This window comes from Candidatus Rickettsia barbarica (assembly GCF_041477405.1).
Classification (GTDB): domain Bacteria; phylum Pseudomonadota; class Alphaproteobacteria; order Rickettsiales; family Rickettsiaceae; genus Rickettsia; species Rickettsia rickettsii.
The window spans coordinates 334,340-348,471 of record NZ_JBEWYL010000001.1 but is presented as its reverse complement, the minus strand read 5'-3'; the positions used below and the strand labels follow the sequence as shown (position 1 = coordinate 348,471).

The window sequence follows — 14,132 nt, the reverse complement described above, 5'->3', positions numbered from 1 at the left end:
TAAAGATCTCATTGTCATTCCTGCAAAAGGCTTGCTTGGATACCCAAATCGTCATTGCGAGCAGCCGTAGGCTGTGTGGTAATCTTATGAAATAATAACAAACTCCTGAGATTGCTTAGTCAATTGCTATGCAATTTCCTCGCAATGACGATTAGGAAGTCACGCAGACAATACTGAGAACTCCTACTGATTAATCCTTGTCGTATGGTAACCGTTAGGTAGATCACGCACCCAATCACCTATTGCAAAAGAGCCAAAGATAATCATAGCGATTTTATCTTGTGCAATATCTAGAATTTGCTACACTATAAAATTAAGCCTAGCTTGGATTTTTAGAGAACGCTGAGGTAGGGTATTATAGGTTTTCATCTATTCACTTGCACCATGACAATATTTATATTTCTTGCCTGAACCGCACGGACATAACTCATTACGAGATACCCTACCCCAACTAGTAGGATCGTCAGGGTTTCTATCTTTTGGATCAATGCGTGATACGACTGGTTTAAGGTCAGTCTCAATACTACTTCCTGCGTTATATTTACTAAATGCCGGATCTTCCCGACTCTCACGCATATTTTTCTGAAGTTTTTTATACTCAAGCAAAACATCTTCTTTTTGAACATTTTTTAAGTCAATATGGAAATGGTATACGGTTTGAATAAATAATTCTTTTAAATTATTAAACATCTGCTCGAATAAGTTAAATGCTTCTCTTTTATACTCACTAAGAGGGTCTTTTTGGCCATAAGCTCGAAGAAATATGCCTTGTCTTAAATGATCTAAACTATATAAATGATCTTTCCAAACTTGATCAAGGGTAGTTAATAAAATATATTTCACGGCATTATGCATTAACTCGCTACTATAGGCTTCTTCTTTTAACTTATATATATCATGAGCCATTTGTATAACGGTCTTCGTGATTTCTTCTTCCGTTACATCATTTTTACTTACTACATTATGATCAAATTTTACAGAAAAAACACGATGTAATTCTACGCTTAAATTCTCTATATCCCAATCTTCTCTATAAGAGCCTACCGGCATGAAAGCTAATACTATCTTTTGGGCAAGTTCCTCAGTAGTACTATTTAAGAAACCGTGACTATCTTTAGATTTAATAATTTCAGTACGTTGCTCGTATATTATCTTACGTTGGTCATTCATTACATCATCAAAACGTAATAAATTTTTACGCATTTCGTAGTTATGTCCTTCCACTTTTTGCTGCGCTTTTTCAAGTGAACGACTAATCATTGGATGGTGGATAGCATCTCCGTCTTTCAATCCAAGTGTTCTAAGGACTCCTGATATACGATCTGATGCAAAAATACGCATTAAATCGTCATCAAGCGATAGGAAAAACTTAGTTTTACCAGGATCACCTTGTCTACCTGATCTTCCTCTTAGTTGATTATCTATCCTACGGCTTTCATGCCTTTCCGTACCTATCACAAATAAACCGCCTGCTTCAATAACCTGCTTCTTTTCTTCGGCAATTTGAGCTTTTATTTCAGCTACTTTAGCTTCATAATTATGTTCTTTATCCAGCTGTTCTATTAACATTTCAGGATTACCGCCAAGCATAATATCAGTACCCCGCCCTGCCATATTAGTTGCAATCGTTACTGCCTTAAACCTACCTGCTTGAGCAATAATAAAAGCTTCCTGCTCATGAAATTTGGCGTTTAATACTTTATGAGGGATTTTTTCTTTATTTAAAACGCTTGAAAGTTCTTCTGACTTTTCTATGCTTATCGTACCGACAAGTATAGGCTGTCCACGATCGTAACAATCCCTAATTAGCTTTAAGATAGCATCATATTTTTCTTTTTTACTACCGTAAATTTCGTCATCAAGGTCAAGCCTTGTAACTTTATTATGGGTTGGGACTGCGACCACATCGAGATTATATATATCTTTTAGTTCCGGTGCTTCGGTCATAGCCGTACCGGTCATACCCGATAATTTAGGATAATTACGAAAATAATTTTGGAAAGTAATAGATGCTAAAGTTTGGTTCGCATTTTGAATTTTCACATTTTCTTTTGCTTCTAATGCTTGATGTAACCCTTCCGAATATCTACGCCCTTCCATTACACGACCGGTAAACTCATCAATAATCATTACTTTACCTTCACGCACCAAATAATCTACATTAACAGTAAACATATTATGAGCTCTTAAGGCTTGGTTAACATAATGTACTAAAGTTAAATTCTCAAAATCATATAAACTGGTATCTGGTTTTATAATACTTTCTTTACTTAAAAGCGATTCTATATGTGTAATGCCGGTTTCCGTTAAATTGATAGTTTTTAATTTTTCGTCTTTTTCAAAATCACTTGCATTAAGCAGACATACTATTTTATCAATTTTACCGTATAATTCTGCATTATCATTAACCGGACCCGAGATAACGAGCGGAGTTCTTGCTTCATCTATCAAAATCGAATCAACCTCATCGATGATAGCAAAATTAAAAGGACGAAGTACCCGCTCCTGCAAGCTATACTTCATATTATCCCTTAAATAATCGAAACCGAGTTCATTATTTGTTGCATGAGTAATATCGGCGTTATAGGCAGCTCGTTTTACCTCATCAGGCATACCGCCAACAATACATCCAACCGATAAACCTAAAAAATTGTAAATTTTACCCATGGAAGCAGAATCACGGCGTGCTAGATAATCATTTACGGTTACAACATGTACACCTTTTCCAGTTAAAGCATTTAAGTAAGCAGGAAGCGTTGCAACTAAGGTCTTACCCTCACCGGTACGCATTTCGGTAATCATGCCTCGATGTAATATCAGGCCACCTATAAGCTGAACATCAAAATGACGCATACCGCAAACTCTTTTAGCTGCTTCCCTAACTACCGCAAACGCCTCATATACTATATCATCTAAAGTAGCTCCGTTTTTAAGCTTTTCTTTAAACTCCACAGTTTTATTCTTCAACTCCTCATCTGATAATTTTTGTATAGCAGGTTCAAGCAAGTTAATTTTTGTAATTTCAGAAAATAGTTTTTTTACAGTACGATCATTTGCAGTACCGAAAAGTTTTTTTAAAATAGAAAGCATTAAAGTCCTTATGATATTTTTAGTATTTTAGTACTTAAATATAGGTATATTTTATAAAATTATCAAATGTTATAATTTTATTTAAATGAATAATTTTTTACTATAAATATTTGTAAATTATTATTAATAAATAAAATATTCTCAAATAGCTGTTGACGGTTATATATTATTTTTATAAAATTTAAACTTATATTTAACACAATTATGAGTCATAAATGAAAAAATTATCTGTTATATTTTTATCAGTTAGCATGCTTTCCGGTATTGCTTTTGCTGATAAAGACAAGGTAGTTGCTACCTATAAAGGCGGTGAAGTAAAAGAATCGCAAATTATGAAAGAATTTAAGCCTCAGCTTAATCTTCAATCAGGTGAAACAATCAAAAATTTTGGTGATTTTCCACCACAAGATCAGGAAAAATTAATAAAAATTTATGTTAATAATCTTTTGTTAAAAGAAGAAGTTGCTAAGTCAAATATTACTTCGTCTAAAGAATTCCAAGAAAAACTTGAAAATGCAAAAAATCAATTAGCTCAACAAGAATTACTAGCAAACTACATAAAATCTAACATTACAGATAAGATGTTTGATGACGAATATAATAAATATGTCGGTAATCTTAAAGGTAAAGAACAAATAAAAGTTGCTCATATTTTAGTTAAATCTCAAAAAGAAGCTAATGATATCAAAACCAAATTAAGCAAAGGCGGAAACTTTACTAAGCTTGCAGAAGAGTTATCTCGTGATAAAGCTTCAGCTTCAAACGGCGGCGTTATCGGTGACATTCTACTAAATCAACCTGGGCAGTTAGTACCGGAATTTGAAAAGAAAGCTTTTGCTTTAAAAGTAAATGAAGTTTCAACTCCTGTAAAAACCGATTTCGGTTGGCATATTATCAAAGTGCTTGAGAAAAAACCTGTGCCTATTCCAACAAAAGAAGAAGCAAAAGTAACTATTGATAATATATTAGCTGCAGAAATACTAAAGAAATATATTGCTGATTTAGAAGCTAAAGCTAATTTAAAAATCATGTTACCTAAAGCAGACAGCAAAGCCGGATCGTAATTTATATTTTGTTATTGCGAGAGCGGGCATTCCCTGTATACCAAGTCGTCATTACGAGGAAAAACTGTACGTTTTGACGAAGCAATCTCAGGAGTTTGTTATTACTGCATGAGATTGCCACGTCGCTTCGTGCCTCGCAATGACGGTTTGGGTATCCACACAACAATGCCTCCGCGGGAATGAAATAGGGTTCACACAGTAACACGCCCTCTACCCAAGAATAACATTATAACTACTCTCAATCACTGCAAATGCTACACACACAGGATAATCATCAGCAAGAGAAAGGTGAATATTAAAAGGAGAGAGTGTGTTTGTATAGTTTGAGCTAACTTCTACTATAGGCTTACCTAAATCATTATTTAGTATAGTAATATCTTTAAAATTTATACCTTGACCTATACCGACTCCAAAGGCTTTACTCACAGCCTCTTTAGCAGCAAAACGCTTGGCTAAAAAAGCAGCATGGTTTATTTTTCCCAACAAAGCAAACTGTTTTAATTCCTTTGAAGTTAGAATTTTTTTAGCAAAAAGTTCTGGATATAAATGTAATATTTTTTCGATTCTAGGAATTTGTACTATATCAGTACCAACACCGATAAGCATTTACTTATCGGTTTCATAATCTTCGCCATTCTCATCAATAAAGATTTGATCATCTAAATCAGAATAATCTTCCCCGATATAAACTTCAGGTAAATACTCAAATTTTTCTTCTACAGCTTCTGATTCATCTTGATTAACAAGCGGCTCTATCATAGTTCTTGTACGCAGACTATTTATTAAATCTTGTTCTAACTGAGCTACCGATACTTTTCCGGCAGCAATTCTACGTAATGCGATAACAGGAGGCTTATCACGCTTTTCTTTTTTAATTTGATTAGTTTCTACTTTATAATTTAATAATTTAGCATATCTTGTTGCTAGGACAACAAGCCGAAACCTATCCGGTATAATTTTATTACAATCTTCTGCTGTAATTCTTGCCATAATTTTTCTCCGTTAAAAATAGTATACTACAAATAAATAGGAAACGACTATACGCAGATCAACTTCAAAAAGAGCAAGGAGTGCACAAGGCGAGGAACAGCGTATACTTATTAATACGTGCGTACCGCAGCTCTTGTAGAACGACTTAGCCCATTTTTGAAGTTGATCGAATATATTATACCCTTTTTATATCTGCACCACAATTACTTAATTTTTTTTCTAAATCTTGGAAGCCACGATCTAAATGATATATTCGGTGTAATACGGTTTTGCTATTAGTACTAAGACCGGCGAGTATTAGCGATACTGAAGCTCTAAGATCACTTGCCATAACTTCTGCGCCTTTTAACATTTCTACACCTCGAACAACCGCCTTATTACCTCGTACTACTATATCTGCTCCCATTCTACATAATTCAGGGACATGCATGAAACGATTTTCAAAAATATTCTCGGTGATCATTGAAACACCGCTACTAAGCGTCATAAGGCTCATAAATTGTGCTTGCAAATCAGTAGCAAAGCCAGGATAGGGATTAGTTTCTAAATCAACTGAATTTAACTTCCCTTCATAAGTTACTTGAACTCCGTTATTGATCGGCACGACTTTTATACCTGTTTCGATAAGTTTTAAAGCTATATTTTCTACAATATGATAATCAATCCTACAAATTTTTACATCACCTTTAGTAATAGCTGCCGCAAACATATAAGTACCGGCTTCAATACGATCAGAAAGTACTTTATAGCTCGCTTTATTTAAAGAATCCTTGCCTTTAATTGTTATTTCGCTAGTGCCGATACCTGCAATATCGGCTCCCATTGTGATAAGACAATTACATAAATCAACTATTTCCGGCTCTCGACCGCAATTAAAAAGCACAGTTTCCCCCTCTGCTAAAACAGCTGCAAGTATTGCATTAATCGTAGCACCTACGGAAACTTTATCAAAAACAAAATGAGTACCTTTTAAGCGTCCTTTACTTGAAGCGTTAATATAATCGTCTTCTATTTCAATCTCAGCTCCCATAGCTTTTAATACAGCAATATGCAAATCTACTTGCCTTGCTCCAATAGCACAACCACCCGGCAGCGATACTTTTGCTTTACCGTATTTGGTAAGCAAAGGACCAAGTACCCAAATCGATGCTCTCATTTTACGGACTATTTCATAATCTGCAATAAAGTTATTTATATTTTTGGTATCAATTATAAGCTCAAATTCATCTTGATGTTCTATTATTTCAATATCTGCCCCGTGACTTCGGAGCAAATCTTTCATAATACTAACATCCGTTAACTTTGGAACATTAGTAATATGCAGTTTATCGGTAAGAATAGACGCTGCCATAATAGGTAGCACGGCATTTTTAGCACCGCTAATATTAATACTACCTTTCAGAGGTGTACCACCGTGAATAATTAATTTGTGCATAAATTATTTTGATAAAATTGTAACGTCATTGCGAGGAGAAACTGATTAAATTGTCATACCGTGGTCAAGCCACGGTATGACACCGATTATACTACACATCCAAATTCACGACATTCAACGCATTTGCTTGGATAAATAACCTGCGAGGTTCAACAACGTCACCCATTAAAGTAGAGAAAATGCCTTCTGCTTCATCAATTTCTGCAACTCTTACCTGAAGCAAAGTTCTTTTTGTAGGGTCAAGAGTAGTTTCCCATAGCTGGTCGGAATTCATCTCACCAAGCCCCTTAAAACGCTGAATATTTATACCTCTTTTTCCGCATTCTATAATGGTATTTAACAACTGACTCGGTGTTAAAATATCGAATTCCTGACTTTTTACTATAAGCGTTAATTGCTTACTAAATATATCACAAATCGTTAAAGCAAGCTTTGATATTTGTACAAACTCAAATGATTCTAACTGCTCTTTCAATAATATTTTACTTTCTTTTAAACCCCTACTAAAGCAGAAGAACTCTATTTTATTTTCATGTTTTAAAACTTCCCAATTAGTCTTATCAGGCGAATCTTCTAAGCTATTTAAAATATCTAAAGCTTTTTTAAGTCTTAAATCACTTTCAGGCTCAAATATTTTGTTATTAAGTAAGTCATTAATAGCAAGAATTTCGGTAATTGAGCGATTAAATTTTTTGCTAGCATGGTCAAGCAAGCCGTTAAACTTAACCACTTTATTAATTAGCTCTTCTAAATTATCACCCACTAACCGCTCTTTATCGTCTAGAATTAAGGGTGCATCATTAATAGTTGATTTGATCAAATAATCTTGCAGCGCTTGCTCATTCTTTAAATAAAACTCGGCTGCTCCTTTCTTTACTTTATAAAGCGGTGGCTGAGCTATATATAGATAGCCTTTATTTATTAGCTCAGGCATATGACGATAGAAAAACGTGAGTAATAAAGTTCTAATGTGCGAACCATCAACATCAGCATCGGTCATAATAATAACTTTATGGTATCTAAGCTTTTCTAAGGAAAATTCTCGTTCAACACTAATTCCAAGCGCTGTAATTAACGTACCGATTTGGTCCGAACCGAGCATTTTATCAAATCTTGCACGTTCAACGTTCAAAATTTTACCACGCAAAGGCAATATAGCCTGAATTTTGCTATCCCTACCCTGCTTTGCAGTACCGCCTGCAGAGTCCCCCTCAACAATAAACAATTCTGAAATAGCAGGATCTTTTGCATGGCAATCTGCAAGTTTACCTGGTAAATTCGAAACTTCTAAAGCTGATTTTCTTCGAGTGAGTTCCCTTGCTTTTCTAGCAGCTTCACGAGCATTCGCAGCTTCCATAATCTTAGCTATAATTGCCTTAGCTTCTGCTGGATGCTCTTCAAACCACTCAAGAACCTTTGTATAAACGGCATTCTCAACAACCGGTCGTACTTCGGAGCTTACTAGCTTATCTTTTGTTTGAGAAGAAAATTTAGGATCAGGCACTTTAACGGAAAGCACACAACATAGCCCTTCCCTAGTATCTTCACCGCTAAAGTAATTTTTAGCTTTTTTATTAAGACCCGTAGTATCAAGATACGAGGTAATAACACGTGTTATCGCTGATTTGAAAGCACTAAGATGAGTTCCGCCATCACGCTGCCTAATATTATTAGTAAAGCATAAAATATTTTCATGATAAGAATCGTTCCAATGCATCGCAAGCTCAAGGCTTATACCAGACTCAGCATTCTCCGTATTAACTACTATACATGGATGGATAGCGTGCTTCGCTCTGTCTATATATTTTACATAAGCTTCTATACCGCCCGTATAATAAAACTCTACTTCTTTAACTTCTTCAAAGCGATTATCGACAAGTAAAATCTTTACGCCTGAATTTAAAAAAGCAAGCTCACGAAGACGATGCTCTATAGTGCCAAAATCAAATTCTATATTAGTAAACGTTTCTACAGACGGAAAAAAAGTAACTTCCGTACCTTTTTTATCAATATTTTCTTTGACAACCGCAAGCGGAGCTTCCGTTATACCATTATTAAATCTCATCAAATATTCCTGATTATTACGCCAAATACGCAGCTCAAGCCATTCAGAAAGAGCATTTACAACCGATACACCAACACCGTGTAGACCGCCTGCAACCTTATAAGCGTTCTGGTCAAACTTACCGCCGGCGTGAAGTTGCGTCATAATAACTTCAGCTGCCGATATGCCTTCTTCTCCATGAATTTCAACGGGTATACCTCGCCCGTTATCGGATACGGTTACTGAACCGTTTTTATTTAATGTTACTCGTACTAGATCGCAATAACCAGCAAGCGACTCATCAATAGCGTTGTCGACTACTTCATAAATCATATGATGTAGACCCGACCCGTCTCCAACATCCCCGATATACATTCCCGGTCTTTTTCTTACGGCTTCAAGACCTTTTAAAACCTTTATGGAATCAGCACCGTATGATGATTCGTTAAATTTTTCTTCAATTTCCGACATATTATATATATTATATATTTGGCTCTATTACTTGTTGCTAGAAACAATAAAAATGACTATAACGTAACTTATTAAAATAGTAAAGTTTCTTGATTTAAAATTAGCGAGATAACAAAATAAAGATTGATAATTTAAAAAGTTTACGTCACTGCAAGAAAATTACGAAGTAATTGTACGTCCACAATCTCAGAATATTTGACGGGATTGCTACGCAGCCTACGGCTGCTCGCAATGACGATATCAATTGATTCTAGTCAATACCAAATTAGCGAAATAACAATGAATATATTAAAGTTAAAACATATTTTCGACGTAATTAATGATTATGACGTGTTTTTATTCGATCTTTGGGGGGTAATAATTGAAGGGGGGTGTACCTATCCGGGCGTCGTACAAAATATCAATAAGATTATTGAACGAAAAAAAGTATATTTTGTCACTAATGCTCCACGCAATATTTTTTCACTGCATCAAACAATTAAATCGTGGGGATTAAATGCAGAACCGGGAATGATCATTAGCTCAGGCGAAATAGCAGTAGAAATGATACTAGAAAGTAAAGAGCGATTCGGTATAGAAAAACCAGCAATATATCATTTAGGACATTTAGAAAATGATATAATAAACAGAATTCAATGTCCTATCACTGATGATATTAACAAAGCTAATATTTTCTTAATGACTATTTACAGAGACGAAAACGAAAATTTAGATTTAAACGAATTCAATGAATTATTTAAAATTGTTGTACAACGTAAAATGGTCAATATTTGTGCTAATCCTGACCTTGGAATAAATCAGCACGGTGTTTATAGATATTGTAGCGGCTATTATGCCGAAAAAATAAAGCAGCTTGGCGGAAAAGTAATTTATAGTGGTAAGCCATATGAAGAAATATATAGCAAAATTTTAGAAGAATGTCATAATACCCCTAAGAATCGCATGTTAATGATTGGGGACACTGTTTACACCGATATACTTGCAGCAAATCGCCTTGGTATAGACTCTGCCCTAGTGTTAACCGGAAATTCTAGAGAATATCATATTGATTTTGATAATATTGATGAAAAACTAGATAGTTTAATGAAAGCTGCTGTTAAGCAATCGATTACACCTAGTTTTGTTGTTGATTTATCTTGAATAGCTTTGCCGTCATTGCGAACGACTAAAGGTGTTGTCGCATGACTAGTTTATGTCATTCCCACTTCCACGGGAATGACATAGAAAGGTGGAAATAACATCAAAAGAATTCTATTGATATTTTACTCATAATCTGCTATAGAGTAAAACTTAAGCGGTCGTGGCGAAATTGGTAGACGCGCAGCATTGAGGGTGCTGTTCTGTAAAAAGATTGGAAGTTCAAGTCTTCTCGACCGCACCATTCGCCGGTTTTTCACAAAGTCAAATTTTTGTTTGTTTCAACACTTCAAGTTTTATATTTACTCCTAAGTTCGTCTTGTTAGCAAATGTTTGTGCTAATTGTATACTCCTGATAAATGAAAAGGAGTTGAAATAAAAACTATTGCTTATTTGTACTCTGTGCTTTATATTGATTAGCAAATTGTACACAATTCTGTGCCAAACCTAGCTACCCAGCTTTAAATAATTATAATAAGTATATAATAAACTATTAGGTCAATAGGCTATGCCTAATTTCAATATATTGAAAAGCATCTTACCAGATCATCACGATCAATTTGCTGAAATTTTTGATCAAATTAACGATCTGATCGAAGATCACAATTATGATGCTGCTGCAAGCAGGCTGGCCAAGCTTCATTATGCCGATTTAGCAGATTTCTTAGATAATCTTAACAATAAAACATATAAAATAATTATTCCTTTATTACAGGATGAAATTAAGCCTGAAACGTTAGTATCATTAAATGCTTATAGTAAACCTTTAATAATAGAAACTTTAGGCATAAAAAAATCTGCAGAATTAATCAATAAGCTAGTTATAGAAGATGCTATTGAAGTAGTAATCGATCTAGACGATGATATAAAAGACCTTATCCTAAGTAATCTCACTAAAGAAAAAAAACACCAAATTACCGTAGGTTGTACATATCCCGAAAATACGGTAGGTAGGGTAATTGAACGAGATTTTATTAATCTTCAAGAAGGATGGACGGTCGAGGAATCATTAAATTTTATCAAGAACGTAAAGAATGACTTTTACGCGGCAATCGTTACGGATAATAAATTACGCCCTATCGGTATTATTTCTCTTAGCATGCTAATTAAAGGCAAACAAAATGAATTGATAAAAGATTTGATGAACAAAGATTTTAAACTTGCAGATGCTTTTACCGACTTAAATGAACTAAGTTTCATTTTTAGACAATATGCTTTAACTATTGTACCGGTAGTAAATAAAAGCGGTAAGTTAGTAGGTAGCGTATCAATCGATAATATAATTTATATTATCGAAGAACAAGCCGGCAAAGATATATTATCATTAAGCGGGGTACACACTCAAGATACTTTCTTCAATATATTTTATACCGTTAGACATCGTTTTCCTTGGCTCTTTGTTAATCTAATCACTGCCTGCATGACTTCACTTATCATTAACCATTTTAACGATACTATTGCAAAACTTGTAACGCTTGCAGCCACTATGCCTATTGTAGCTTCAATGGGCGGAAATGCCGGAACACAAGCCATGACCGTTACGGTTAGAGCCCTTGCTAATAAAGATATTCATTATAATAATGTCAATAAAGTTATATTAAAAGAAATAGCCGTATCGGCTTTTAACGGTTTTGTACTTGCAATTATCGGAGCAGGACTTAGCTTTGTGATGTTGCTTGACTTAAATCTTAGTGTTATTTTTGCTATTGCAGTTATTTTAAATTTTTTAGTAGCCGGATTATTCGGCTCTGCTATTCCTATAATACTGCATTATTTTGATATAGACCCCGCTACAGGCTCCGGTGTATTTCTAACAACCATAACCGATGCTCTAGGTTTCCTAACTTTCTTAAGCCTTGCTCATATTTTTTTAGTGTAAAATTTATTCAAATAAAAATACATACACATTGCAGCAAACAGTAGCTATCGCTCCAAGACATTTACATATACCACAACTTGTATCCTGATTTTCAAAGTCGGTAGTAATATTATTCTCATAAGATATATTATTATCTCTTTGTATATTCTGATGATTATTAATATTTGACTCTTTGAACAATAAATTTGCAACAGTTAGTATTAACTCACCCTGTGATGCAGTTAGATTAGTATTATTTAAGGAGCTAGCTTGTGCGTACTCTTGTACTTCTAAACTATTACGGTTTGACATAGTTATATTTTGACTTTAGGATTAATATTTAAAATAATATAATAATAATCTTTAGGTTCTATGAAGGAAAATTAAATTAATCTATTTTTGCTATTTTTTGCTGTAAATCATAAGATTTTTTTGAAATAGGAACAACTATTACTGCAAAAATCTTATTAATGTTCGCTAAAAAATATCTGAAAATATAAATAATTTAATTTTCCTTCATAGAACCTAATCTGCAGCTATTTATTACTGCAATTTTTGGCATTTCCTCGAAACGGTTGATATCGTCATGAGCTAAGCAACTGCAAAGAGCGTGGCAATGACGACATAAACTTATAATGAAATAAGAAATAACTTTTATAGAAGATATAAGCTCTTGGAAAGAAAAGTTTGCAATTTGTGTTTATAGTAAAAAATTACTTGATAAACTCGAATATTTAAATACTAAAGTAGCAAATCCTATAGATATACTCGAAATCACAAAAGGTATCTACTATGCACGTAACACGGTTCTCAAATGCGTCAATCAGGCAATCCTTATTATTCGCACCCGATTGAGGTAAAAATTATGCTTGCTGAATTTGTAGCTGAAGAAGCACCTAAGCTTTATAACATTATTATGCTGCAAGCCGCTTTACTTCATGATACTATTGAAGACACTGAATTAACTGAAGAAGCAATTACCGAAATTTTTGGACCGGAAGTAGCAAAACACGTAGAAGGTCTAACTAGCATTAACTCTTACGGGAAGATAAGTAGCGGAGAAAGCCTAAACTTATTAATTAAAGAGAAAAAGATACAATACGGCATTAATAAAATTATTTGACCGAATTCATAATGTGCAAACTTTGGGAGTTAAATCACCTGAGAAAGCTAGAAAAATTATTGAAGCGACTTTAATAAATTTTCTTTTGGTCGCTGCTAATATAAATTATAAACTAGAACAAGAATTAAGTTATGCCTAAAAGTTTTTAATATTGAACTTGAAAGACACAAAGCTTTTTCTAATAATAACTCTCTGCTTCCTCCTCTAACTTTATAAAATAATTTACTCCAAATGTAGAACCAATTAGAATTGGAATAATCAAGAATAATAATCCCCAGTGATTAAAATAATCTATCAAGTAAATTGTTCTAAAAGAAGAAACTGCAAACATTAAAGCTCGTGATAAAGCAAATATAAAACTGCCGCATGTAAAACGTTTTAATACTGGAAATCGTGCATAAAACACTGCACCTGCCGGAAAAATAGTAGGGACAAATACTACAATAAATAATTGGAATAAAAGTAATTCTATAGTATTTGAAATATTATTTAGTAAGATAGGAGACATAAGGGCTACCATAGAAAATATTGTTAATCTTACTTTAAGGACTTTTAAAGGATGTATTTTACAAACCAAATAAGTAACAATTATTGTACTTATTAATTCTATACCACAAACAATAAAATTTTGATGAATTACTTAAGTAGCACTGTAATTAAATGAGTTTTTAGCATATTACCGCAATAAATATAAACAATATAAAACCATAACGGGGCTTCCACAATGTACCAAAAAGAAAGCTATTGCTGTTGGTTTATTAATTTTTTCACTCCAAATAGGGCTTGATTTTAGCCGATTACTATCTATCCCTGCTTGCGCTACAGTTTTCTTTATTCGTCTTTTTGCATCAATGAAATCTGGAGTCTCCCTAAGATTTGTCCTTACAACAGCACCAACTATAGCAATAGCTGCTCCAAAC

General features: G+C 33.9%; 12 protein-coding genes, 1 tRNA gene and 1 pseudogene. 6 read left to right on the top strand and 8 right to left on the bottom strand.

All coding sequences use genetic code 11. The features are described from left to right. Positions 1–201: 201 nt before the first annotated feature. Positions 202–369 (bottom strand): annotated as a pseudogene (locus ABVF33_RS02035) (nucleotidyltransferase); the annotation flags it as partial. After that, positions 370–3,090 carry a preprotein translocase subunit SecA gene (gene secA, locus ABVF33_RS02030; RefSeq protein WP_499706050.1) on the bottom strand — a complete coding sequence of 907 codons (2,721 nt, stop codon included), beginning with the start codon at positions 3,088–3,090 and terminating at the stop codon, positions 370–372. A gap of 215 nt (positions 3,091–3,305) precedes the next feature. Between secA and ABVF33_RS02025 the strand changes: the two genes are divergently transcribed. Then, positions 3,306–4,154, top strand: coding sequence for a peptidylprolyl isomerase (locus ABVF33_RS02025; RefSeq protein ID WP_499706049.1), 849 nt, complete (start codon positions 3,306–3,308; stop codon positions 4,152–4,154). Between the two features lie 210 nt (positions 4,155–4,364). On the opposite strand, the gene acpS is transcribed toward ABVF33_RS02025, so the two are convergent. The 4 genes from acpS to gyrB form a co-directional block, all read right to left on the bottom strand. Beyond that, positions 4,365–4,760: a holo-ACP synthase gene (acpS, locus tag ABVF33_RS02020; RefSeq protein WP_004998055.1), complete on the bottom strand. Its 396-nt coding sequence runs from the start codon at positions 4,758–4,760 to the stop codon at positions 4,365–4,367. Next, on the bottom strand, positions 4,761–5,144 hold the full coding sequence (gene rpoZ, locus ABVF33_RS02015; protein ID WP_010977486.1) for a DNA-directed RNA polymerase subunit omega: 384 nt from the start codon (positions 5,142–5,144) through the stop codon (positions 4,761–4,763). It lies immediately after the preceding gene. 175 nt (positions 5,145–5,319) lie between these two features. Beyond that, the gene (murA, locus tag ABVF33_RS02010) at positions 5,320–6,579 is read right to left on the bottom strand and encodes a UDP-N-acetylglucosamine 1-carboxyvinyltransferase (RefSeq protein WP_499706048.1); all 1,260 of its coding nucleotides are present in this window, start codon (positions 6,577–6,579) and stop codon (positions 5,320–5,322) included. 91 nt (positions 6,580–6,670) lie between these two features. Continuing rightward, positions 6,671–9,094 carry a DNA topoisomerase (ATP-hydrolyzing) subunit B gene (gene gyrB, locus ABVF33_RS02005; RefSeq protein WP_499706047.1) on the bottom strand — a complete coding sequence of 808 codons (2,424 nt, stop codon included), beginning with the start codon at positions 9,092–9,094 and terminating at the stop codon, positions 6,671–6,673. 279 nt (positions 9,095–9,373) lie between these two features. Between gyrB and ABVF33_RS02000 the strand changes: the two genes are divergently transcribed. The 3 genes from ABVF33_RS02000 to mgtE all read left to right on the top strand — a co-directional run bounded on the left by ABVF33_RS02000 (position 9,374) and on the right by mgtE (position 12,110). Then, positions 9,374–10,234 (top strand): TIGR01459 family HAD-type hydrolase, encoded by an 861-nt coding sequence (locus ABVF33_RS02000; protein ID WP_499706131.1) that lies wholly within the window; start codon positions 9,374–9,376, stop codon positions 10,232–10,234. A gap of 154 nt (positions 10,235–10,388) precedes the next feature. Continuing rightward, positions 10,389–10,475 (top strand) — tRNA-Leu (locus tag ABVF33_RS01995). A 264-nt stretch (positions 10,476–10,739) separates the two neighbouring features. Beyond that, complete coding sequence (gene mgtE / locus ABVF33_RS01990) at positions 10,740–12,110, top strand: magnesium transporter (RefSeq protein WP_499706046.1); 1,371 nt, start codon at positions 10,740–10,742, stop codon at positions 12,108–12,110. A 3-nt stretch (positions 12,111–12,113) separates the two neighbouring features. Here the strand turns inward: mgtE and ABVF33_RS01985 are convergent, their stop codons facing one another. Then, on the bottom strand, positions 12,114–12,401 hold the full coding sequence (locus ABVF33_RS01985) for a hypothetical protein (protein ID WP_004998034.1): 288 nt from the start codon (positions 12,399–12,401) through the stop codon (positions 12,114–12,116). 502 nt (positions 12,402–12,903) lie between these two features. Here ABVF33_RS01985 and ABVF33_RS01980 point away from each other — a divergent pair. Next, the gene (locus ABVF33_RS01980) at positions 12,904–13,212 is read left to right on the top strand and encodes an HD domain-containing protein (RefSeq protein WP_499706045.1); all 309 of its coding nucleotides are present in this window, start codon (positions 12,904–12,906) and stop codon (positions 13,210–13,212) included. A gap of 13 nt (positions 13,213–13,225) precedes the next feature. Next, positions 13,226–13,351 carry a hypothetical protein gene (locus ABVF33_RS01975; RefSeq protein ID WP_499706044.1) on the top strand — a complete coding sequence of 42 codons (126 nt, stop codon included), beginning with the start codon at positions 13,226–13,228 and terminating at the stop codon, positions 13,349–13,351. Positions 13,352–13,390: 39 nt separating this feature from the next. Here ABVF33_RS01975 and ABVF33_RS01970 read toward each other — a convergent pair whose 3' ends face one another. After that, entirely contained in the window at positions 13,391–13,732 is a 342-nt protein-coding gene (locus tag ABVF33_RS01970; protein WP_499706130.1) for a proline/betaine transporter, read from the bottom strand. Positions 13,733–14,132: the final 400 nt, after the last annotated feature.